Genomic DNA, 21,550 nt, shown 5'->3' on the forward strand with positions numbered 1-21,550 from the left:
GAGCTGGTCACCTTCGCTTCGCTCGAGCAGTGGGAAAATTGGCAGGAAGGGCTGGCCGAGAAAAAAATCGCCGAGCCCCGGCCCGAGCGGACCGCTCCCGCGCCGGCCAAAAAGAAGCTCGGCTATTTGGAGCAGCGGGAGTTCGACGGGATGGAGGCCAAGATCGGGGCGGCCGAGGACCGGCTCCGCGAAAAGCAGGCCGCGATCGAGGCTCCCGAAACGGCCAGCAACGCGGCGCGGCTCCAGGAATTGACCCAAGAAATCGCCGGACTAGAAGCCGAGATCGAAGCTCTCTACCGGCGTTGGGCCGAGCTGGAAAGCCGGAGTTGATGCTCTGTCGTTCCGAGGAGCTTTAGCGACGAGGAATCCTTGCGGGGGCTCTTGGCGTTGAAAACTCCGCAGGGATCCCTCGCTAACGCTCGGGATGACATTTCGCCATGATTTGACAAATCCGGCAAATCCTGTCAGCTAGGGGCTCAGCGACAACGGGTAAGGTCAACGACACGCAGGAGGAGCGTTCGTGAGCCTGACCCTACCATCATTGCCCGAAGCAACTCGGCTTCACCCATCCACCCCCGAAATTCCCTTTCTTGAAGACTTGCCGGCGCTGCGCCGGGAGTGGCTCAGCTTAAAACGCGAAGCCGATCCCGAGCTTAAAGCCGAGGGCCTGTTTTCCTTGGCCCGCCGGCTGGAGAGTCGCGGAGCCGGCGAAGCGGCAGCCCGTCTTTACCAAGACCTTGCCGGCAGCGAGAGTCCGGCCGGTGAGCGGGCCCGCGCCGCGCTTGAGGCCCTTCAAGGTCGCGGTGACTTCGGCGCCCGAACCGAAACCTACCTTCGCCATTTCACCCAGCAAGTCACCGATCCGGCGGCTTTGCTGGCGATGGGCGTCGCCGGCTCGGTTTTCCGGGTGGTTCGACTTGGAGCCCTGACCCGCTTCCAGAGCGCGGGCTTCAGCGGCGGGATGGCTCGATTCGGCGCCGCGCTCGCCGGGCTCGGGCTGGAAGCCCCGGCTTTCGCGCTCAGCGCCAAGACCGGCTCCGAGCTGCTCGGCCGCCCCCAAGATTGGAGCTTGGCGGCTTTGGGCCGCGACACCGCCGCCGGCTATCTGACCTTGGCCGGCCTGCGCGGCGGCGGCGGGCTGGCCCGTGCCGGCTTGCGTGCTTTGCCGGCCTCGCTTCAGGCTTCGCCGCTGTCTCGAGCGCTTCTCGGCCAAGGCGGCTTGCTCGGCGGCATCCTGTTGGCTCATTCGCTTGAAGCCAGCGCCGGTCTTCGGCCCGGACAGAGCGCCGGCGCCGCGCTCTTCGAAGGCCTGGGCACCCTGCTCCATTTCCAAGTCGCCGGCCGTTTGAGCCGGGCCGCCTTCGGCCGCAATTTCGCGGCTTGGGAGCGGGGCATGGATCTCCAGAGCGAAGCCCTGGCTTCTCAGAACATTCGGCCTCGAAGCCGTCTCGATGGATCCGGCGGCGGATTCGGATCCTTCGGGATGGCCGAGGCCTTTGCCGGGATCGGTTCAGGTGCCATCCCTCGCGGCACCACTCGCCCGCTCTTTTCCAACTTCGCGCAGATGTCGGGCAAAGCCGAAGACGGCCGTCCGCCGGCTTCTTCCCAATCGGGCACTCGTCCCGCCTACGCGGCCGAAACGCCCTCTTTCCGCGAAGCCGAAATTTTTCTCGAAGGCACCGCCAGTCCCGAGGCCAGCCTCCGAGCCTTCCTCAATGAGCTGCCGGTCCCGGCCATCGCGGCTCGGATCAAGGGCGAGGACGGTTTGCTGCGGATCGTCGCCGCCAATTCCGATTTCATCAGCCACTTCGGCCATAGCGAGAGGGAATTGGCCCAGCACCCTCTCACCCATTACCTCAGCATCAAATCGGCGCCGGTCGTGGCTTCTCGGCTTTGGACCATGGTGCGGGGCGGAGTTTTCAACGCCGCCTTGGTCGATTTCCAGGGACGACGGACATTGGAAAAAGTCTGGATGAGCGGCGTGGTCCGCCAAGTCCACGGGCAAAGCTATGCCTTCGCTTTCTACCAACCCCGGCAAGCCAACCAAGCCGAGCAACCGGCGGTGCCGGCGATGCTCAAGGCCTTCCAGAGCGCCGACGGCAACCGGGCCTTGGACCCCGACGCCTTCGGCTTCCTCGAGCTGCGCTCGGCCTTGGAGCTGAGCCTTCAGCTCACCAACCGCGATTCGCCGCTGCTCAATCATCTCCGGCGCAACGACTTGCAGTTGCGCATCGTCGGAGTGGAAGCGGCACCGATACGCTCCTTGGCCACGGCCCTGGAGCGCAATCTCAGCCACTGGGCTCAAGTCCTGAACATCCCGATCGGCCGCAGCCTTTACATCGAGCAGGCGGCCGGCCCCAAGGAAGGCGGCTCGCTCCAACTCGCCCACAGCGGCTTCGGCTTTACCCTTTCCGAGGGTCGGACCTCCTCGCCTTCGGATATCACCCAGCCGATCGCCACCCCCATCACTCCCCCCACTCCCGCCGTCGACCGCAGCTCGATCATCCAGACTCGAGGACGAGGACAGGTTGGCGGCTTGTACGAGCGGGTTCAAAAAGCCTTGGCTGGAATTGGCCCCGGCGAAGATAATGGAGGCGATGGCAAGACACCGCGAAAGTAGGGCTTCGTGACCAGTCGCGAAGCCAAGCGACGTTTCCTGGAGTCACCGGCCTTCGCCGTGGTCGGCGCCTCTCGCGACCGCCGCAAATTCGGCAATCGAGTCCTGCGCAAATATCTCCAGCACGGCCTTGAGGTCTATCCGGTCAATCCCCGGGAGGCCGAGATCGAAGGCCTCCAGGTCTACTCCAGCCTGGCCCAACTCCCTGACCGAGTCCACAGCCTCTCGATCGTCACCCCGCCCGAAGTCGCCGAGGAGATCGTCCGTCAAGCCATCGCCCGAGGGATCCCCAACCTCTGGATGCAGCCCGGCGCCGAGAGCCCCACCGCCGTCCGGCTGGCCCGGGAAGCCGGCCTCAACGTCATCGCCGACGGCAGCTGCATCCTGGTCGAATTGGGCTAGCCGCGCAGCATCCAATCGCTCCGCCCCGCCGTAAGGCCGGATGGAGGAATGACAGATGCTGCAAACCGAATGGGACATCCTGCAAGACTACGAGAGCAAGGCCCGGGCTTTGAGCCCCGACTTCGTGCGGAGCCTGCCTTGGCATGAGATCTCCCGCCATCCGCTGAAATCCGAATTCATCCCGATCCTGCGCTACATGCGGGACATCGAGGCTTTCACCGAGATCTATTTCGAAGAGCTGGGCCTCACTCCGACCGGCCGAAACCCGGCGATCCGCCGCTTCATGGAAAGATGGCGCAGCGAGGAAGCCCAGCATGGCGAGCTGCTCCACCGCTTTCTCGGCGAAGCCGGCGCCGCGGCCGAGAGCGACTGGTTCGCCGCCGCCAAGGGCCGGGTCCCGCGGCGCTACCGGCTGGAAAGCCGCATCAACGGCTGGATCACCCGGCTCTTCGGTAAAAACTTCTCGGCCACCCACATGGTCTGGGGGGCGATCAACGAGCTCTTGACCTTGCAAGGCTATCGCCGCTTGGCCCAGATTTCAGGCCATCCGGTCTTGGAAACCCTGCTCCGCGGCATCATGCAGGAGGAGGCCATCCACATCTCCTTCTATTATAATGTCGCCGAGCTCGAGCTGAGGAAATCGAAGCTCGGGCGGGTCCTGGCCCGTTTCCTGATCCGTCATTTCTGGGCTCCGGTGGGAACCGGCCTCAAGCCCAAGGTCGAAACCGACCGGGTTGCGGCGGCCCTCTTCGGCGGTCCCGAGGGCCGGCAAGTCCTGGAGAAGCAGGTCAATCCCCGGGTCGAGAAGCTCCCCGGCTTCCAAGGGGTCAAGACGGTGATCGAGCGCCTCGACCTCGCCTGCCGCCTGGGCGCCTATTCCCCCCTTTGAAAAAGGGGGGTTAGGGGGGATTTGACGGAGAACGCAATAGAACCAAAGCTTATTTAAATTGGCCAAGGCTCTCAATCCCCTCCTGACCCCCCTTTTTCAAAGGGGGGAGAACTGGTCCTGGACAAACCGGCAAATCTCGTTAATTTCCCCCCATGGCTCCGGCGCTCTCCATCGTCATTCCGGTCCTCAACGAGGAAAGCAACGTCGAACCGCTCTACCGGCGGCTCAAAGAGGCCTTGGCCGAGCTCGGCGACGTCGAGCTGATCTTCGTCGACGACGGCAGCAACGATTCGACCTTGGCCAAGGTCAAGGCCTTGCGGGAACGCGATCCGGCGGTGAAATACCGCTCCTTTTCGCGGAACTTCGGCCATCAGGTCGCGGTCACCGCCGGCCTCGACGCCGCCCAAGGTGCCGCCGCGGTGGTGATCGACGCCGACCTCCAGGACCCGCCCGAGCTCATCCCCCAGCTCTACGCCAAATTTCAGGAAGGTTACGATGTGGTCTACGCGGTGCGCAGCCAGCGCCACGGCGAGAGCTGGTTCAAGGTAGCCAGCGCCAAGTTCTTCTACCGCCTGCTTCGCTACCTGACCGGCTTCCCGATCCCGGTCGACACCGGCGACTTCCGGCTGCTCAGCCGCCGGGCGGTCGAGGCCTTCGGCAAGCTCCGCGAGCGCCACCGCTACGTCCGGGGCATGGTGAGCTGGATGGGATTCCGCCAAGCCGGCGTCGAATACGTCCGGGACGCCCGCCATTCCGGCCAAACCAAGTACAGCCTGCGCAAAATGCTGCGGCTGGCGATGGACGGGATGACCTCCTTTTCGAACGTGCCCTTGCAGGTCGCCGGCCATCTCGGCTTCTGGATCAGCGGTCTCTCCCTGCTCTACATCCTTTACATCGTCGGGATGAAGCTCTTCACCGACAAGCCGATCATCGGCTGGGCCTCGACGATGATCGCGATCATTTTCTTCGGCGGGGTCCAGCTCATCACCTTGGGCGTCATCGGCGAGTACATCGGGCGGATCAGCGACGAAGTGAAGCGCCGGCCGATCTACATCGTCGCCGAAGACGGGGGAATCGCCCCGTGAACGAGCGCCAAGCCACCGAGGAAGCCTTTCACGACGAATGGGCCAAGGGCATGGATCCGGCCGAGGTCCTGGTGCGGGAGAGCTTCGAGGCGGTCACCGCCTTGGAGAACAAGTACGTTCTGAGCCAGATCGGCAAGCTCGAGGGAAAGCGGATTCTGGAATTGGGCTGCGGCGCCGGCGAGGGCTCGGTTTATTTCGCGAGCCACGGCGCCGAGGCGGTGGCGACCGACATTTCCGGCGGGATGATCGAGGTCGTCAAGGAAGTCGCCAAGCACCATGGAACCCAGGTCGAGGCCCGGAAGATGACGGCCGAGCAGATCGATTTCCCGGATCAAAGCTTCGACGTGGTCTACGGCAACGGCGTCCTCCACCACGTCGATTTCCGCAAAGCGATCACCGAGGCCGCCCGGGTCCTGAAGCCCGGGGGCAAGGCGATCTTCATCGAGCCCCTGTCCTACAACCCGGTGATCAACGTTTACCGGCGCATCGCCCGGACCGTGCGGACGCCGGACGAGCGGCCCTTCCGCTTCCCCGACCTCCGCGAGATGTATCCCTATTTTCGGCAGGGCCATCACCGGGAGTTCTGGTTCACGACGCTCTACATCTTTCTACATTTCTATCTGTTCGAGCGGGCCGATCCGGCCAAGGAACGCTATTGGAAGAAGGTGATTAAGGACGCGCCGCGCTTCGCCCGCCTCTTCCGCTTCCTCAATGCTTTGGACCGGGGATTTTTGAAGACGCTCCCCTTCCTTCGCTATTTCTGCTGGAACAGCGTCATCGTCCTGGAAAAGTAGCCGAGGTCATCCTGAGCGAAGCGAAGGATGACGCTCGAAAACCTAAATGCCGAACGATTTTTGGACGTTCTTCAAAATGAAGCTAAGGTCCAAGCTGCCGAACTTGAGGCAGCCGTCGGCAAAGTCGAAATCGAAGGGATAGATCAAGTCGCAAGGCTCATCGACGCATTCGCAGCCGTCGAGCTCGCAAACGCCCTCGCTGAAATTGACGTCGTCGCAATCGAGGTCGTCGGCGATGAAGCCGCAATCTTCGGCGCTGCCCACCAGGAAGTCGTAATCGCAGTCTCCGCAGGCGTTGAGCACGAAAACCGAGGAAAGAAGAACGGCAAGGATGGCGAAGGTCGAAAGGTGTTTCTTCATGAATAGGCTCCTCGAAATGAGATTGAATGGGGAGCATCATCGCACCGATCCCTGGGCCTGACAAAGAAATTTTGGCGGAGCGCCGGAAGCCTATTCGGGCAGGGGAATGAACTCGACCTCGTCGCCCGGAACCTTGGGAAAGCCGCCGGCCTTCCAGGCCCGCTTGGCCGCCTCGATCCGTTCGGGCGAGCTGGAGACGAAATTCCACCAGATGTGGCGGGGGCCGTCGAGCGGCTCTCCGCCCAGCAGCATCAGCCGGGCGCCCTTGGCCGAAGCCAGCCGCACCGCAACCTTCGGCGCGAAAACCAGCATCTGGCCCTCGCTCCCGCGCTCGGCGCCGCAAGCAACCTCGCCTGCGACGACGTAGACCGCCCGCTGGCTTGGTTCCCGGGGAAGGTCCAAGACCGCGCCCGGCTCGAGGGCGGCATCGACGTAAAAAAGTTCGGAGAGAGTGGCCACCGGCGAGGCCAGACCGTAGGCCGACCCGACCAAGAGACGAAGCGAAGCGCCACCGCTCTCGAGCTTCGGCAAATCGGCGGCCGAATAGTGGCGGAAACTGGGCCGGACTTCCTCCTGAGCCTTGGGCAAGCCCACCCAAAGCTGAATGCCGTGGACCCGGGAGCCGCCGACCCGCAGCGCCGGCGGGGTCCGCTCCGAATGGACGATGCCCTGGCCGGCCGTCATCCAATTGATTTCGCCGGGCCGGATCGGCTGGACCGATCCCAAGCTGTCGCGGTGCAGGATCTCGCCCTCGAAGAGATAGGTGACGGTCGCCAAGTTGATGTGGGGATGAGGCCGGACGTCGATGCCTTGGCCGGGACCGAATTCGGCCGGACCCATGTGGTCGAAAAATAGAAAGGGCCCGACCATCGCCACCGCCGAGGCCGGGAGGAGACGGCGCACCGTGAAGCCGCCGAGGTCGCGGCTTCGTCCTTCGATGAGGGTTTCGAGAACCGGGGTTTCGGGGCTTTCTTGGCAAATCGGCTCGGCGGTCGGCATCCAGCTCATGCCGACATTCTAGGACCAAACCATCCGGCCGTCGAGGGCGCTTAAAAATCGGGGTCGATCATGAAACCGTGGATACCCTTGGCGAGGAACTGAACCGCGATGCAGATCAGGAAAAAACCCATCAGGCGGCTGAAGACGTTGATGCCGCCGACTCCGAGGTATTTGGTGAGCTTCGAAGCCCCCAAGAGGACGAAATAGGAGAAGAGCGCCACGACGAAGATTCCCAGCAAGACGAAGAGATGATCGATCAGGCCGGTAGTGTCGGCGGCGATGCTGAGAACAACCGCGATGGAGCCGGGGCCGCTCAAACTGGGCAGGGCCAGCGGAACCAAGGCGATGTCTTTCTTGGTCAAGGCCTCGGTCTGTTCCTTGGGAGTGATCGGGCTCTCCGCCGGAAAGAGCATGCGAAATCCCACCACCAAAATGATCAGGCCGCCGGCAACCCGGATTCCGGGCTCGGAGATGCCGAAGAAGCGCATCACCAGGGTGCCGGCGATCAGGAAAAACGCGAGGATGAAGAACATATAGATGCAGGTCTGGCGGGCGGTTCGACTCCGGCTTTGGGAGCTGTCGCCCTGAGTGAGGCTGATGAAAAGGGCGGCGGTGGAAAAGGGATTGGCGATGGGCAGAAGCGCGGCGACGGTCAAAAGCAGCAGGGTCATGCCGGCCATCATGCCTGTGGACTGCAGACTTATAAATCATGAAATTTCATGAACCAACCCGGCCGCCGGCCGGCGGCGTTTTTCAGCCTTGAAAAAATATCTAACAATCACGGCACCTTAGCTGGGGCCTGGTGCGGCCGGGGCTGGCATGGCCTTTGGATTAACTTCCTCTCGAACGCGCTCCCCTAGGGAATCCTAGGCCAGAGAAAGAGGAATGAAATGCTGAACCGAATTGAAAGAAACCATTTGCCCATCGCCCAGCCCGAGCCGCGCAAACTCGCTCCGAAAGCGGCTTCCCGGCCGGTCCAAACGACGATCGCGGCGTCTCAACCCGATCCCGTCGGCGTCGCGCTGATGCGCTCGGAGCGGGGCGATGCCTTCACCGATCATTACTATAGCGCCATGAAGGCCGCGGATCATGTCGATGGCCGGGCCTTTCTCCAACACTATCGGGCCCTGAAACACGGCGCCCGGAGCCAAGGGATGAGCGCCGAGGATTTTCGCTCCTTCGAGCGTTGCCTCTATCGCCGCTTCTACCGGGCGGCCAGCCGCGACTCGATGCAAAGGCTCCAAGGCGGCCGCGAGCTCAAGGTCCAAGCCGAAGAGCTCGCCTACCTCGCCAGGGTCGGCGGCATTTCGGCCAACCAGCTCGAGCGCGACGCCATCGCGATGCGCCGCAGCCGCTGCACCGGCGAGATGAAGGCCATCGTCGCCCGCCACGGCGGACCCTTCAGCCGGCACCTGGCCTAATCGAGAAAAGCCTCAAGGAAATATGAAGGTCGCACCCACCGTGGTGTCGAGGTCTTGGCCGGAGCCGGAAAGGCCCACCGAGATCGCGCAATCGAGCGTCCAGGATTCGGAAAGCTCGTAGATCGCCCCGAGCAGCAGGGTCGCGGGATTGAAGGCGATCGCCGGATTGAAATTGGTGTTGCCGAAGACCTCGGTCACCAAATGAAAGGGCCGGTTCAGGAAATTCCCCACCGTATAATCGACGGCGACCCCGTAGATCACGTCGCGATGGCCGCGGGAAGGGCCGCTGACCGTGAAGTCGAGCCCGAGCATCCCGTGCAGCTGGAACTCCTCGATCCGCTTGGAGACGATCCCGAAAAAACCGGCCTCGCGATTGCCGGTGCCCAGGCCTTCGGAGTCCTCACCGGTGTCGAACTTGAAGTAGCCCTGGAGGGCGAAGGCCGGAATCGCCCCCTTGTCCGGATAGAGCAGGCCCTTGACCGTGGCCCGGATGTCGCCCAGGCCCGGCGCCAAGCCCTGCCCTTCCTGCTGGCCGACGACGAAAGGAAGCTCCAGGGTGAACTCGAGGCGGTTGGCGAGACCCGCTCCCGGCACCAGAAGGAAGATGTGATTGCGCGATTCGTCGAAGGCGGCGGCGTATTCCCAGCTCATCTCGAGCTGACCTTTGCCATGGGGCAGGACGCTGGCGTCCTCGGTGGTGAGCGGGCGATAGGCATGAAGGAAGCCGGCGAAAGACAGCAAGGCGACAACCATCGCCAGCCCTTGCCCGAAGAGCCTGGCGAGCGAGGAAGCCACTAGGCGAAGGCCCGCGCGGCTCGGACCGCGGCCTCGACGTGCCGGAGGTCGGTCCCGCAGCAGCCGCCCAGGACGCGGAGATTTTTCAATTTCGCGAAGAGCTCGCCGTGCTGGCGGCCGAACTCGGCCGGATCGCCCTCATCCAATTCCGGACTGTCGTTGAGCTCGGCGTGGCTTTTGGCCGAGGCATTGGCCCGGAGGCCCTGGATTCGAGCCAGCCAGGGCTCCTCGCCGGCCAAGGTTTCGGCAAAGTGATTGGGATGGGCGCAGTTGATCATGTAGTGGGCCGGCGCCCGCGGCGCTTGCCGGTCGACGGCCTCGATCGCGCTGCCGATCGTCTGGCCGGTGGGCAGGCGGCCGTCGGTTTCGACGGTGAAGGCAATCACCGCCGGCAAGCCCACCGCCGCCGCGGCCCGGGCGATGCCGATGGCTTCCTCGACGTAATTGATCGTGATCGCGGCGATCCGGTCGACCGCGGCGGTGGCGAAGACGCCGATTTGGAAAGAATGGTAGCGCTCGGCCTCCTCCGGGCTCATGAGGTTCGAAGGCTGGTAGCCATCGCCGCGCGGGCCGACGCAGCCGCTGACCAAAACCCGGGTCTTGGGGCTTTCATAATCTTTGCGCAGCCGCTTCAACATGGCGATGGCCCGGAAATTGGCCTCGATCAGGGCCGGCTCCGAATAGCCGAGCTTGGCCGCCCAATCGGGGCTGGCCCGCCAAGTCGGGCTTTCAAGGATGAGGTTCAAGCCCAGCTTTCGGGCCAGCTCGGCGTATTCCCGAAAATATTCTTCCAAGGCCGCCCGGCCCGCGGCGGTTTTCAAGAGGTCGAAAGCCGCGAAGTGCGGGAGGTCTTGGCCTCGGTGAAAGATCAGGTCGGTTTCGATGCCGCCGTCGGTGAGATAAATTTCCCGTCCCATGCTATTCCACCCTTCCCACCCGAAGCGAAAGCGGGAAATCGAAACGCTTCGCCGCTTCGCCGGGCCAAGCCGCTTGCAAAGAAGCGGCGAATTCCGCCACCGGGTCGCTGCCCCGGTCTTTGATATAATGCTGCACGCTCGACCAAGTGCCGAGATAGCCTAGCAGATCTTCGCGGCTCCAAGAAAGGCTCATGCTGAAAGAGCGGGCCGGAAGCTCGCGGTAAGGAAAGGCCACGGTCGCATAGCCGTCCTCGACGTACTTCCTCTCCTTGTCCCAGTAGGAGCCGACCTTGTCGCGGTAAAATTCCCGGACCAAGGCTTCGACCTTGAGGTCCTCGCAATTCGCCAAACCGTAGCACCAGATCGCCACGATTCCCTCGGGCCGGGCCACTCGCCGGACCTCGGCGGCGAAGGCCGCGAAGTCGAGCCAATGATAAGCCTGGGCCACCGTGATCAAGTCGAAGCGATGATCGGGGAAAGGAGTATGCTCGGCCGGCGACACCCAATACTCGATCTTGGGATGGGCGACCGCCTGCTCGATTTGCTTGGCGCTCAAGTCGCTGGCATCGATCCGCTCGAAATAAGGGGTCAGGGCCAGGGCGGCCTGGCCGTTGCCGGTGGCGCAGTCCCAGGCCGCACGGCGCCGAGTCACCAGGGAAGCGAGGTATTCGAAAAGCGCCTTCGGGTAAGTCGGGCGGTAGCGGGCGTAAACGCCGGCCTGAGTCGAGAAGAGATCCTTGGGCATGCCCCAGCATATCTCTTTTCGGGCTGGGGTCCAAAAAAAACGGGATTCGGCCCGCGCTCGGCCGAATCCCGTTTTCTTTTTCAATCACGATCAATGGCTGTGGTGGGTCACCCCGCCGCTCCAACCGACGATCGTCAAGTCGCGGGCGACTTCGACCGTCCGAAGGATGCCGGCCTCGATGGCTTCCTCGACCACGCTGGCCGAAATCAGCGGCTCGAAACCGTGGCCCAAGTCGACCTCGAAGGGCGCCTGACGGATCGGCGTGATCACGAAGCTGCCGTCGTCGGGCTGGATCCAGGGAATGTCGGGATTGGCCTCGACGGTCCGGTAATGGACGTTATCGGCTGTCGCGTTGGGCCCCGGCTCGACCACCAGGAAGTCGACGACCTTACTGTGACCGTAGGGCGTGCGGGTGGTGACGTGGTCGTGGACGTAGGGATAGTTCGGGTCCAAGGTCAGCTCGTCGAGCGGATGGCCGCCGTCGACCGGGCCGATGATGTAGACCGACACCGTGCCCGGATCTTGCGGCGGGATGCTGAAGCTGCCGTAGATGCTCCGGGACTGGCCGTCGATCCAGGCCGAATCCTCGAAGTCCGCCGGCGGCGAGCTCCAAGCCAAGCTTGAGGTTAAGACAAGGGCCAAGGTGGCGAGAAAGCCGAGCACGGACTTCCACGACGCAGAGGTACGCTCATAGCGATTCATGATGAATCCCCCAATCATAGATGTGTTTTTGTTGAGTCTCTTAACCCCGAAAATAGAGACGAGCCTGGCGATTATCCCGGCTCCTCGCGAAACTTGTCAAGCAGCGAGGCTCCGCTATACTGCCGTCATGGATTTTTTGATCTTCTTCGGCTTCATGTTGCTGGTGCTCGCCATCGGCGCGGTCTTCGTCGTGCGCCGGGGCTTGGAGATGAAAAAATTGGCCCAAGAGGGCCGGCCGGCCCGGGCCCGGATCGTGAAGAAGGCCCGAGTTCGGCGCAAGGGCTCCAACCCCGCCAGCCTGACTTACGAATTCCAAGACGGCTTCGGCAAGCTGCATCGAAGGCGGATCTTCGTATCGGAGACGGTCTACGCCCAGCACGAGGAAGGCGGCGACTTGGAGATCGTCTATTTATTGGACAAGCCCGAGGTCAGCGGAGCGAAATATCTGGTCGAAGAAGTGAAGAGGGCGCTTTGATGGAGATTCGAGTTTGCATCGACGTGCCGGAGATGGACGCGGCTCTGCGCTTCTACGTCGAGGGCTTGGGACTAACCGCCGGCCGGCGCTTCGATCCGAAGTGGGCCGAGCTGCTGGGGGCCTCGGCGCCGATCGACCTCTTGGTCAAGGAGGAGGCCAGCCCGCCTTTCGCCGGCGCCGCGGAGCAGCGGGATTACCGGCGGCACTGGACGCCGACCCATCTCGATTTCGTGGTGCCCGACATCGAGGCCGCGGTGAAGCGGGCCGAGGCTTTCGGCGGCCGTTTCGAGCGCGAGGTCTTGGGGCAAGCCTATGGCCGCTTGGCCCTGATGAGCGATCCCTTCGGCAACGGCTTTTGCTTCTTGGAGTTCAAGGGCAAGGGCTACGATGAAATCAAGGCCCTGCCATGAGCTGGATGATGACCGGCTTTATGGCCTTGATGGGATTCTGCTTCTTCCTCCCGCCGCTGCTCTTCGTGAGCTACAAAATGATCTTCCGGCTCGGCAGCCGCAAAGCCCGAGCCAAGGTCCTGCGCATCGAGCGCAACCGCGATCCCGATAGCGGCTCGATCATGATCCAACCGGTCTTCGAGTTCTGGACCGCCGACGGCCAAAGGCTGGAGGCCCGCACCGGCGTGAGCTACGGCCTGCGCTATATGCCGGTGGTCGGCTCGACCGTGAAGCTCTATTACCGGCCCGACAGCCAGCCTCTCAAGGTGGACGTCGCCAGCCGCGGCCTTTGGCAGGTCGCAGGGGCCCTGATGCTGACCGGCTTGGTGATGATGGCGCCTTTCCTCTTTCTGGCAACGAAATCGATATTTTTGCGATAAGGGCTTTTACTCTTGGGGGCATGATGTGGCCGATTTTGGCGCTGGCAGCCGTGGTTCTAACCGGTTGCAGCCTTTCAAAAGACGAAGATTCCGGAAAATCCCAGGCGCTGCCACCGGCTCCGGCTCCGCCGCCGAAGCCGCCGGAGCAGGATCAAGGCTATCGCCGGACTTGCCTGACCGATGCGAGCTGTCCCGCCGCCGAGCGCGAAGCCTCTTTTTATGATTACGTCGGCGGGGTCTACGGCGAGAAGGGCCGGGTTCATTTCGGCAAGGCCGGGGAGGCGCAAGTGCTGACCGTCGGCGAGCGGCGTTACGTCACCGATAAATTCGGCGTCTACAAAATCGGCGATGCCGAGACCTACTTGTCGAAGGCCCAGGCGGCTTACTTTCGGGACCTGAAATTCCCGCCCGACCCGGCCTGCCGGAACGAGCCCGCTCGAACTCCACCCAGCTTCCGCCACCCCCAATGGGGCTCGGCTCTGGTGCTGCACGGCCGCCACGGCTGCGGCCAAAACTACGCCGCTCAATTCTTGAAGAGCGGGGTCGAGCTGAGCATCGCCGCCAATCCGGCGCCCTGGCGCTTCTTCTTGGAGAGCTACGGGACCGACATCGCCAAGAAGGTCAAGCTCGAGGAGATGGCGCTCTTCACCCGCGTCGCCGAAACCTTGGACATTCCCTTAGCCAATCCCCTGCCCTATCAAGCTTCGAGCTTGGAAGTGCGGCAAGAAGCCGCCAAGGTTTCCAAATACACGGTCGAGGATTTCGCGGTGGCTATGGTTTTTCAGATCGCGGCCGAAAGCGCCAAACAGAACCCGGCTATCCCTCCCCCGGTCATCTTCCAGAAAGTCATCGAAGGAATGGCGCCGGAGCTGAAGATGGATTCGGATCAGCTTTTCAAAAATACCCGGCTCTTTCTTCGAGAGTTTCCGACCATGCAGGGCCAGCTGGAGGAATCGGATCGCCGGATCCAGCACCTGGTCGACACTTCCAACAAGGTGAACCGGCGAGCCTTGGAAAAATTGGCGGCGGAATCCAAGGACGGCCCGGCCCAAAGCCTCTTCGTTCTCGGCTCGAATCATGTCGACTTGGTGAAGCAGGTTTACAGCTCCGAGAAGATCAAATAGTTTCTCCGGATCGGAGAAACCATGGCCCTGCCGACCCTCGAAACTCCCCGCCTCCGCCTTCGTCCCTTCGAGATTTGGGACGCATCCGAGGTCCAGCGCCTGGCCGGCGACTTCCGGATCGCCGACACCACCTTGCGCATTCCTCATCCTTATGAAGACGGCATGGCCGAAGCCTGGATCGAGTCGCAGGCCGAGATGTCGCCGCAAAGCTCCGAGATCGTTTTCGCCATCATTCGCAAAGAGGATGCTTCGCTAGTCGGTGCGGTTGGATTGGCGAATATCAGTCACCCCCCTTTGAAAAAGGGGGGCCAGGGGGGATTTAACCTCGGTCGCGACACTATGAAATCCGAAGCCGAGCTGGGCTATTGGATCGGCGTGCCCTATTGGAACCAAGGCTATGCCAGCGAAGCCGGCGCCGCGATTCTCGATTTCGCCTTTTCGGAGCTGGGCCTGAAGCGGGTGCATGCCAATCATTTTCGGAGGAATCCGGCTTCGGGCCGGGTTTTGCAAAAGTTGGGGATGAAGTCGGATCCCTCGGCGCCGACTCAAGTTGAAAAAGCGGGAAAGGTCGAAGTTGTGGTGGCCTACGAGATCAGTGCCGGCCGCTAAGCCAAAAAACGACTCCACCCACCGCGAAGAGAGCGGTCCCGCCGAGGACGGCCGCGAGGGGTAGGCTGAAAGCCAAAAGGACGCAGCCGAGCAGGCCGGCGAATCCCAGCCAGCGCGGCCAGCGCCTTTCCTCGGCCTTCAAGGTCAAAGCCGACAAATTGGCGATCGAATAATAGAGCAGGACCGCAAAGGAGCTGAAACCCAGGGCCGAGCGCAGGTCGAGGAAGCCGGCGCCGATCGCCGCCAGGCCTCCGATCGCCAGCTCGGCCCGATGGGGCGTGCGGTGGCGCGGGTGGACCGCCGAAAAAAAGGCCGGAAGATCGCGGTTGGAAGCCATCGCGAAGAGGGTTCGGCTGACGCCGGCCAAGAGCGAGAGGAGCACGCCCAGCGAAGCGACCGCCGCGCCGATCCGGACGACCGGAGTCAGGGCGGCCCAGCGGCCGGCCGCCACGGCGGCGGCGAGCGGATCGGAAGAGCTCGCCAGCGCCTCGGCGCCCAGGCCCAGCAGGGCGCTGAGCGCGACCGTGCCGTAGACGAAAAACGTGATGCCGAGGGCCAAGGGAATGGCGCGGGGGATGGTCCGGGCCGGATCGCGGACCTCTTCGCCGAGGGTCGCAATCCGGGCATAGCCGGCGAAGGCGAAGAACAGCAGGCCGGCCGATTGGAGGATGGACCGAGGCCCGGCGGCGGCCAGCGGGCGAAGCCGCCCGGGATCGACCTCTCCTCCGAACCAGATCGCGAAAACCACAACGGCAAGCGAAGCCAAGACCAAGGCGACGATGCCGCGGGTCAGCCAGGCGGTTTTCTTGACGCCGAAATAATTGACCGCCGTCAATGCCAAGACCGCGGCGACGGCGAGCGGGCGCTTCGCCTCGGGAAAGGCATAAGCGCCGAAGGTCAAAGCCATCGCGGTGCAGCTGGCCAGCTTGCCGACGACGAAGCCCCAGCCCGCCAAGAAACCCCAGAGCGGACCGAGCCGCCGTCGGCCGTAAACGTAGGTTCCGCCCGATTCGGGATAAAGAGCCGCCAGATCGGCCGCCGAAGTTGCATTGCAATAGGCGACGAAGGCGGCGACCGCGAGGCCGATCAGCAAGCCATTCCCCGCGACCTGGGCCGCCGGACCGATGGCCGCGAAGACGCCGGCGCCGATCATCGAGCCGAGGCCGATCACGACGGCGTCGCTCAGGCCTAAACTGCGGGAAAGACGGGTGGAATCCGAGGCAGGAGGCATGGGTCCTTATATCAAGCCCTTTCTCGAACGCAATCCGGCCGGCTCGAAAAGTGGTGGCGTATGGCATTTCAGCTGGCTTTTTTCGCGCGATCCGGAATATGAATTAGCTCGGCCGGGTAAGCGCACGGTATCAGGGTAAGGCCAGACGGATCGGATCCCGATTGAAGACGAACCCTGGAGCAGTTTCTCGCGCCCCCCAGCTCGCCGCCATCCTCGGCGTCGAGGTTTCCCAGCTTCCCCAACATCCCGCTTTCGAGGCCTTGGCTCATGAGGCCGATGCCGCGCTTTTCGAAGATGGCCTGCTCTCGCTCGCCGGCCGGATGGAGAGGACCGGGCGCGAGGCCGTCGCGGCCCGGGCTTACGTCGAGATCCGCGGCGAGAAGGCCGCCCTGGCTCAGCGCCGGCTGGCGGCCTTGAACGGCGGCGGCGAGATCGGCGATCGGGCCGAGGTCTTGGTCCGCCAATTCGGCGCTCAGCTCTTCGATCCCTCGACTTTGTTCGGCCTGACCGTCGCCGGCGGAGCCTTTCGGGCGACTCGTCTGGCCGTCGGCGCCCGGCTCGCCGCCCAACCGGCCCGGCTCCTGACGCGGGGAGCGCCGGCCCGCGGGCTCGCGGGCCTGGCCGGATTCTCGGCCGAAGCCTTGTCTTTTCCCTTGAGCGCCCGTTTCGCAGCGACCGCCTTGGGCCCGGGGCAGGGATCGCTTCCGCCCTTGAGCGAGGACTTGCAGCGAAGCTTCCTGAGCTTGGGCGCCTTGCGTTTAGGCGGGAGAGCGGCTCAAGCGCTGGCGCCGAATCGCCGCGGTCCGGCCGAGCTTGGCATGTTCCTCGGCCTGTTCAGCGCTCACCGCATGGAAGAGCGTTGGGGTTGGCGGCCGCCGGGGCCGGCTTCGCTGGCCTTGGTCGACTCGCTGGCCCTCTTCGCCCAATTCCAAGCCGCCGGTCGAATCGCCGGCGGGATCATGGGGCCGAATTGGGCGCGCTGGAATCGCGCGCTCGATGCCCGAACCACAACGCTGCCGCTTTTCCATCCCGAAGGCTGGCGGCCGATTCTGGCGGTGCAGGGCACCGGAAGCGGATCGGGACTTTTTCCCACTACCACCTCCGACATGGTGCCGCGCTCGGAAAGGCCCAGCTCGCGTCCGCGGCCGGAAACCGTTTCGGGCCCGGCGCCGGCGAAGCAGCAGGAGCTGGCCGAATTCAAGGTCGAGGCCGGGCAGCTGGCCCACGACGTCGCCGGCGGCATGACCACGCTCATTTATAATCTGCCGATGGTCCGCAGCCACTTGGCCGAACTGAGCCTGATCCAAGCGGCCTTGCTGAAGCATTACCGAATGGGCGGCCAAGAGCCGCCGGCCGAAATCGTCCGGCAGGTCGACGCACTTTTTTGCACGGTTTGCGACAAGCTGCCGGAGCCCGCCAACCTCGCCGCGATCGAGCGGGTGGAATGGCGGATCGAGCGGATCCGCGAGATCGTCAACGCCGACTTGAACGGCATGGAAGCTCGGCTCGGCGAGCTCATCGAGCTGTCGAACGAGTTTCGCAACCTGGCGATGGACCGCCCCTCCCAGATCGCGCTGGCCCGTTTGGATCTGGCGCTCCAAGAGAGCTTCCTGCGAGCCCACCTTGGGACCAAGGTCCGTCTCCATTCCATCATTCCCGAGCGGATGTTCGTCGCCGGGCCCGAGACCACGCTGCGCCGGATTTTCCAAAACCTCCTCGTGAATACTCGTGAGGCCTTGGAAAACCAGGAATCCCCTTTTGTCCGAGTGATCGGCCGCAGCGCCTTTCTTACGCCCGAACACCTGAGCCAACTCCAACAACCGGAGCACGGCTTCAACCCCAGCGCCGGCCAATTTTGGATGCTGCGGATCCAAGACAACGGCTCGGGCATCTCACCCCAGCTCCTGCCCCGAATCTTCGAGTCGGGCGTCTCCACGAAATCCGGACTCCAGGGTTTCGGATCGCCCGACCTGGAGCGGGGCCTCGGTTTGGCCCAAGTCCACCGGGCGGTGAAGGCCCGCGGCGGATTCGTCCGGGTGACCAGCGAGCCGGAGCAAGGAGCGACGTTCGAGGTTTATTTGCCGGATGTTGCCTTTTGAAATGTGAGGAACCGCAACCAAAACTTGAGGGTACAAGATACGAAGATTTGAAGTGGAATAATTTTCTGGAAAAGGTCGAGAATCTGGAAACAACCCCGCGACAAAGCATGAAAAAATCTTGCAATTGTCGAGCGACAAAGTCCGCAAGGGAGGTTGGGGGGTTATTTTCGGGATTTGTTCCGGATAATCAAATTTAGAAAAATTACTCCATCTTCCAGCCGAGCTGAATAACTTTTATTTAGCTAAAGCCAGCTTTAATCCATTTGAAGACTTATGCCTCGACAACCTAGCCTTTTTCAGAGAAGTGTTTGGTTTTCCTTTTTTCTTTTGTGGAAGATCAAGTCGATAAAATTTTTTAATTACATTCTTTATCTTTTTTTCATCATTACTCGGCGCATAAATCCTATGGAATTTATAACTTCTACCAGAATATAAATTTACGAGATCCGAAACATCTTTTAATTTCTTCAATTGAGGGATTTGGATTTTTAAATGCCTTTCAAGAAGAACCAAAGAATCCTTTTGATTTTTACATCGTAATCCCTTGAGTAAATATCGCTCCTTATTTCTGTCCGAAATAAAGTTATTGAATCCTTTTCGAGCTAATAAAGCATCTATATCACCTATATCCTCTGAATCTTGGTCTTCATTAATTTCTAAAATTCTCTTCCACAAAACTCGTCCTTCAAAAAGATCCTGAAAGGCGCTTAAGGCGCTAGTTTTAGAAACAAGGCTTTTATAATTTCTGATAAATTCGTACTCATCTAAGGAGCCATAACCATCAATATCGAACAGATATTTTTTTTGAAATTTATCTAATTTCTTCTTAGCCTCTTTCTCGATGGCCCGATGAATAAACAACAGCATAGAGTTGCAAGCGCTTACAGTCTTATGAAAATAAATTTGTATATACATTTGATATAAACAAAATAAGTAATGCTCGAAGGCGCCAAGGCCACTATGCCTTAGCCCCATTCTTACATTCGATTCAGACTCAACACAAATCACCAAGCTTTCTTTGATTCTGTCGATGTCAAAAAATCCATAGTTAACGCCCGCGTAATAAGAATCCCTATAGAGATAGTCCATTCGATCAACATCAACCATCCCCGAAATTAGAGATTTTACAATCTGCAAAGATCCAGGCGGCAATTGAAACTGAACTAGTTTCTGCAGTTGATCATCGGAAAAGTCCGCATTCACATCTTCACAAGTTATGCTCGCAAAAAATTTTAAAAATAAATCATTATTGATCCATTGATTTTGGAAAAAATTATCCTTTTTTAAATCATTAAAAATCTTCTGAAGAAGAAGTACGGAGAATATTTCGTGGGGAACCTTTTCCGACTGATTGATTCTTTTTGGCCTCAGCCAAACTGGAACTCGCCTTCCATAGTGGCGCCACGTTGGTGCCAATTCTTCGAAAAGGTGAGAAAATGGACCGTGCCCTAAATCGTGAGCCAATGCAGACAACCGCAAAAGCTCTCGGATCTTTTTTTTGTTTATTGATTTATTCAAAGTTGCAAAATATTTTTGCCACTTAGGATTTAATCGCGCATTGTTCTGATTTGCTTTATTGATTACTTCAGCGGTATTCTTGAGAATTGTCTCCCAAAAATCTCCAGCTAATTTCATCGCACCCAGGCAGTGCTCAAATCTTGTGTGATTAGCATTTGGAAATACATAATAGGAAAATCCCAGCTGCTTAATTCTTCTCAATCTTTGAAAGTAAGGATGATCAATGATCCTTCTTTCTAGTTCGGTCTCAATTTGAATCCGTCGATGAATGCCATCATTGACAGCAGGAAAGGGTTCTAAAATCCTACGCAAGGATCCGGGAGCCATATCAACCTCCTTTTTCCTTACCGTCGTGTATTGTAAAATCCGTATGTTTCAATGGCAATTGGAGCTTGTCAGTAAAACCCTAGATCATTCAGCATGATTCATCTTTTACTTAGCTTCGGCTCAATGACTGCCATAGCAGGTCCCGAGCCAACATATCTGTGCGTTCGAGTATGAATTACTTCGGCTGTCCATCGGGACAAAAGCTCCACCTTTTCACTCTTCACAGGTTGCTCCGGAGCGGCGGTGAGGCTCGTCCAATAAGTTAACAATGCGTGCAAGGATAGAAGGCAATGCAAGAGCGCCGAGCGGTAAAATTCGCGAAGGAAATCGGGTGGTACTTCTCCGGCCACGAACCCGACGGTAGTCTACAGATTCTGGGCTCTCTTTTAATTGTCAATTCATAGTTTATAGTTTACTGTAAACTATAAACTATGAAAGCCACCCTGCGCACACAAATAATTGATTTTATTAGAAATAATAAAAATGTCCGACCAGACGATCTTCGAAAAGCCTTCGAAATTTCAGGGGTGGCGGTCCACAACCACCTGCGAAAGCTGCTCTCCGAAAACCAAATCGTCAAACATGGGAAGCCTCCCCTGGTCTTTTACTCTTTGTCAAAGACGAGTCCCCTCCAGGACGAGATCCCTCCGTCGATCCCAAAAGAAACTGAAAATTTTCTCAGGAAAAACTATCTCTATATTTCCCCCTCGGGAGACCAATTGGAGGGATTCGAGGGATTCCAGAAATGGGCAAGCGGACTAAGGTTGGAAAAACAAATCCCCTCGTTGGTTTCAGAATACGAAAAAATCCGAAAGGACGCAGATGCCTTTATCGTGAAAGGCAAGGGCTACATTAACGCAACCGAGAAAGTGAGAAATACATTTAAGCAACTTGCCTTGGACGGACTCTTTTACAAAGATTTTTATAGCTTGCCAAAGTTCGGAAAAACCCGCTTGGGCGCGATGCTCCTCTTCGCGAAACAAGGCCAAAATATAAAATTGATCCATGAGATTTCCAAGGAGTGTCAATCGACGATCCTCGCTTTAATCAAAGAAAAGAAAGTCGACTCGGTTGCTTTTGTTCCCCACTCCATTCCGCGCCAAATTCAATTCTTAAAAGAATTCGAAAAGGATCTTAAACTTTCCGAGCCGAAGATAGAAATTGTGAAAGCCTATACCGGCGCAATCCAAGTGCCTCAAAAATCGCTGTCGAAGCTAGAAGAGCGGATCCTCAACGCTGAAAATACATTTTTTTTAAAAAAAAACCCGATCAAGACCAAATCGGTTCTGCTAATCGATGACGCTGTCGGATCGGGAGCCACCATGAACGCGGTCGCCGAAAAAATCCGCGAACACTACTCTCCAAAGCAAATCACCGGGTTCGCAGCGGTGGGGAGTTACAAAGGCTTCGAAGTTATCAAGGAAGTCTGACCAACCCCACCCCGAGCCAATCCTTCTTGACTAAAGTCTCCATTCTTCCCTATTCGGCACCATGCCAAGGGAAGCCTGCAATTCAGGCACGGTCCCGCCACTGTGATGGAGTCAAGCCCTTCGCCGCTAAGTCACTGTCCTTGCTAGCCGCAGGGATGGGAAGGCAAGGCGTCGCGGCCCGA

23 protein-coding genes and 1 riboswitch are annotated in these 21,550 nt (G+C 59.9%); of the genes, 14 read left to right on the forward strand and 9 right to left on the reverse strand.

The window, feature by feature from the left end; translation table 11 throughout:
• The 6 genes from VJR29_11155 to VJR29_11180 all read left to right on the forward strand — a co-directional run.
• Positions 1 to 330: ABC transporter C-terminal domain-containing protein (locus VJR29_11155; GenBank protein HKY63968.1), on the forward strand; the 330-nt coding region annotated here is incomplete at its 5' end.
• Between the two features lie 190 nt (positions 331 to 520).
• A complete protein-coding gene (locus VJR29_11160) occupies positions 521 to 2,620 on the forward strand; it encodes a hypothetical protein (GenBank protein HKY63969.1) in 2,100 nt (699 codons plus the stop codon).
• Between the two features lie 6 nt (positions 2,621 to 2,626).
• On the forward strand, positions 2,627 to 3,019 hold the full coding sequence (locus VJR29_11165; protein ID HKY63970.1) for a CoA-binding protein: 393 nt from the start codon (positions 2,627 to 2,629) through the stop codon (positions 3,017 to 3,019).
• Between the two features lie 55 nt (positions 3,020 to 3,074).
• Positions 3,075 to 3,908 (forward strand): hypothetical protein, encoded by an 834-nt coding sequence (locus VJR29_11170; protein ID HKY63971.1) that lies wholly within the window; start codon positions 3,075 to 3,077, stop codon positions 3,906 to 3,908.
• 152 nt (positions 3,909 to 4,060) lie between these two features.
• A complete protein-coding gene (locus VJR29_11175) occupies positions 4,061 to 4,993 on the forward strand; it encodes a glycosyltransferase family 2 protein (protein ID HKY63972.1) in 933 nt (310 codons plus the stop codon).
• A complete protein-coding gene (locus tag VJR29_11180) occupies positions 4,990 to 5,787 on the forward strand; it encodes a class I SAM-dependent methyltransferase (protein ID HKY63973.1) in 798 nt (265 codons plus the stop codon). The genes VJR29_11175 and VJR29_11180 overlap by 4 nt, the downstream gene beginning before the upstream one ends.
• Before the next feature lie 42 nt (positions 5,788 to 5,829).
• Here VJR29_11180 and VJR29_11185 read toward each other — a convergent pair whose 3' ends face one another.
• The 3 genes from VJR29_11185 to VJR29_11195 form a co-directional block, all read right to left on the reverse strand.
• Positions 5,830 to 6,147 carry a hypothetical protein gene (locus tag VJR29_11185; GenBank protein ID HKY63974.1) on the reverse strand — a complete coding sequence of 106 codons (318 nt, stop codon included), beginning with the start codon at positions 6,145 to 6,147 and terminating at the stop codon, positions 5,830 to 5,832.
• A 90-nt stretch (positions 6,148 to 6,237) separates the two neighbouring features.
• The gene (locus VJR29_11190; GenBank protein ID HKY63975.1) at positions 6,238 to 7,155 is read right to left on the reverse strand and encodes a pirin family protein; all 918 of its coding nucleotides are present in this window, start codon (positions 7,153 to 7,155) and stop codon (positions 6,238 to 6,240) included.
• Positions 7,156 to 7,196: 41 nt separating this feature from the next.
• Entirely contained in the window at positions 7,197 to 7,817 is a 621-nt protein-coding gene (locus VJR29_11195; protein HKY63976.1) for a MarC family NAAT transporter, read from the reverse strand.
• A gap of 219 nt (positions 7,818 to 8,036) precedes the next feature.
• Between VJR29_11195 and VJR29_11200 the strand changes: the two genes are divergently transcribed.
• Positions 8,037 to 8,567 carry a hypothetical protein gene (locus VJR29_11200; GenBank protein ID HKY63977.1) on the forward strand — a complete coding sequence of 177 codons (531 nt, stop codon included), beginning with the start codon at positions 8,037 to 8,039 and terminating at the stop codon, positions 8,565 to 8,567.
• A 12-nt stretch (positions 8,568 to 8,579) separates the two neighbouring features.
• On the opposite strand, the gene VJR29_11205 is transcribed toward VJR29_11200, so the two are convergent.
• The 4 genes from VJR29_11205 to VJR29_11220 form a co-directional block, all read right to left on the reverse strand.
• Complete coding sequence (locus tag VJR29_11205) at positions 8,580 to 9,320, reverse strand: transporter (protein ID HKY63978.1); 741 nt, start codon at positions 9,318 to 9,320, stop codon at positions 8,580 to 8,582.
• Positions 9,321 to 9,361: 41 nt separating this feature from the next.
• Entirely contained in the window at positions 9,362 to 10,279 is a 918-nt protein-coding gene (locus VJR29_11210; protein ID HKY63979.1) for a homocysteine S-methyltransferase family protein, read from the reverse strand.
• A 1-nt stretch (position 10,280) separates the two neighbouring features.
• Entirely contained in the window at positions 10,281 to 11,024 is a 744-nt protein-coding gene (locus VJR29_11215; GenBank protein HKY63980.1) for a class I SAM-dependent methyltransferase, read from the reverse strand.
• Positions 11,025 to 11,114: 90 nt separating this feature from the next.
• Positions 11,115 to 11,687 carry a hypothetical protein gene (locus tag VJR29_11220; protein ID HKY63981.1) on the reverse strand — a complete coding sequence of 191 codons (573 nt, stop codon included), beginning with the start codon at positions 11,685 to 11,687 and terminating at the stop codon, positions 11,115 to 11,117.
• Between the two features lie 166 nt (positions 11,688 to 11,853).
• Between VJR29_11220 and VJR29_11225 the strand changes: the two genes are divergently transcribed.
• From VJR29_11225 to VJR29_11245, 5 genes are read left to right on the forward strand one after another with little or no spacing between them, the layout of a single operon-like run.
• Positions 11,854 to 12,201, forward strand: coding sequence for a DUF3592 domain-containing protein (locus VJR29_11225; GenBank protein ID HKY63982.1), 348 nt, complete (start codon positions 11,854 to 11,856; stop codon positions 12,199 to 12,201).
• Positions 12,201 to 12,611: a VOC family protein gene (locus VJR29_11230; GenBank protein ID HKY63983.1), complete on the forward strand. Its 411-nt coding sequence runs from the start codon at positions 12,201 to 12,203 to the stop codon at positions 12,609 to 12,611. Before VJR29_11225 ends, VJR29_11230 begins: the two co-directional genes overlap by 1 nt.
• Positions 12,608 to 13,030 carry a DUF3592 domain-containing protein gene (locus VJR29_11235; GenBank protein HKY63984.1) on the forward strand — a complete coding sequence of 141 codons (423 nt, stop codon included), beginning with the start codon at positions 12,608 to 12,610 and terminating at the stop codon, positions 13,028 to 13,030. The genes VJR29_11230 and VJR29_11235 overlap by 4 nt, the downstream gene beginning before the upstream one ends.
• A 20-nt stretch (positions 13,031 to 13,050) precedes the next feature.
• Positions 13,051 to 14,154, forward strand: a complete 1,104-nt coding sequence (locus tag VJR29_11240; GenBank protein ID HKY63985.1) for a hypothetical protein — start codon at positions 13,051 to 13,053, stop codon at positions 14,152 to 14,154.
• A 21-nt stretch (positions 14,155 to 14,175) separates the two neighbouring features.
• Positions 14,176 to 14,763: a GNAT family N-acetyltransferase gene (locus tag VJR29_11245; protein ID HKY63986.1), complete on the forward strand. Its 588-nt coding sequence runs from the start codon at positions 14,176 to 14,178 to the stop codon at positions 14,761 to 14,763.
• Here the strand turns inward: VJR29_11245 and VJR29_11250 are convergent.
• The gene (locus VJR29_11250; protein ID HKY63987.1) at positions 14,747 to 15,994 is read right to left on the reverse strand and encodes an amino acid permease; all 1,248 of its coding nucleotides are present in this window, start codon (positions 15,992 to 15,994) and stop codon (positions 14,747 to 14,749) included. The two genes, VJR29_11245 and VJR29_11250, sit on opposite strands and share 17 nt — an antisense overlap.
• A 161-nt stretch (positions 15,995 to 16,155) precedes the next feature.
• On the opposite strand from VJR29_11250, the gene VJR29_11255 reads away from it, so the two are divergent.
• Positions 16,156 to 18,093 carry a HAMP domain-containing sensor histidine kinase gene (locus tag VJR29_11255; protein HKY63988.1) on the forward strand — a complete coding sequence of 646 codons (1,938 nt, stop codon included), beginning with the start codon at positions 16,156 to 16,158 and terminating at the stop codon, positions 18,091 to 18,093.
• Between the two features lie 234 nt (positions 18,094 to 18,327).
• Here VJR29_11255 and VJR29_11260 read toward each other — a convergent pair whose 3' ends face one another.
• Positions 18,328 to 19,938, reverse strand: a complete 1,611-nt coding sequence (locus tag VJR29_11260; protein ID HKY63989.1) for an HD domain-containing protein — start codon at positions 19,936 to 19,938, stop codon at positions 18,328 to 18,330.
• Between the two features lie 431 nt (positions 19,939 to 20,369).
• On the opposite strand from VJR29_11260, the gene VJR29_11265 reads away from it, so the two are divergent.
• Positions 20,370 to 21,368: a hypothetical protein gene (locus tag VJR29_11265; GenBank protein ID HKY63990.1), complete on the forward strand. Its 999-nt coding sequence runs from the start codon at positions 20,370 to 20,372 to the stop codon at positions 21,366 to 21,368.
• A 37-nt stretch (positions 21,369 to 21,405) separates the two neighbouring features.
• A riboswitch (cobalamin riboswitch) is annotated at positions 21,406 to 21,550 on the forward strand. This riboswitch is flagged as partial in the annotation.

The sequence above is a fragment of the bacterium genome, assembly GCA_035281585.1.
In the GTDB taxonomy this organism is placed as follows: domain Bacteria; phylum UBA10199; class UBA10199; order DSSB01; family DSSB01; genus DATEDP01.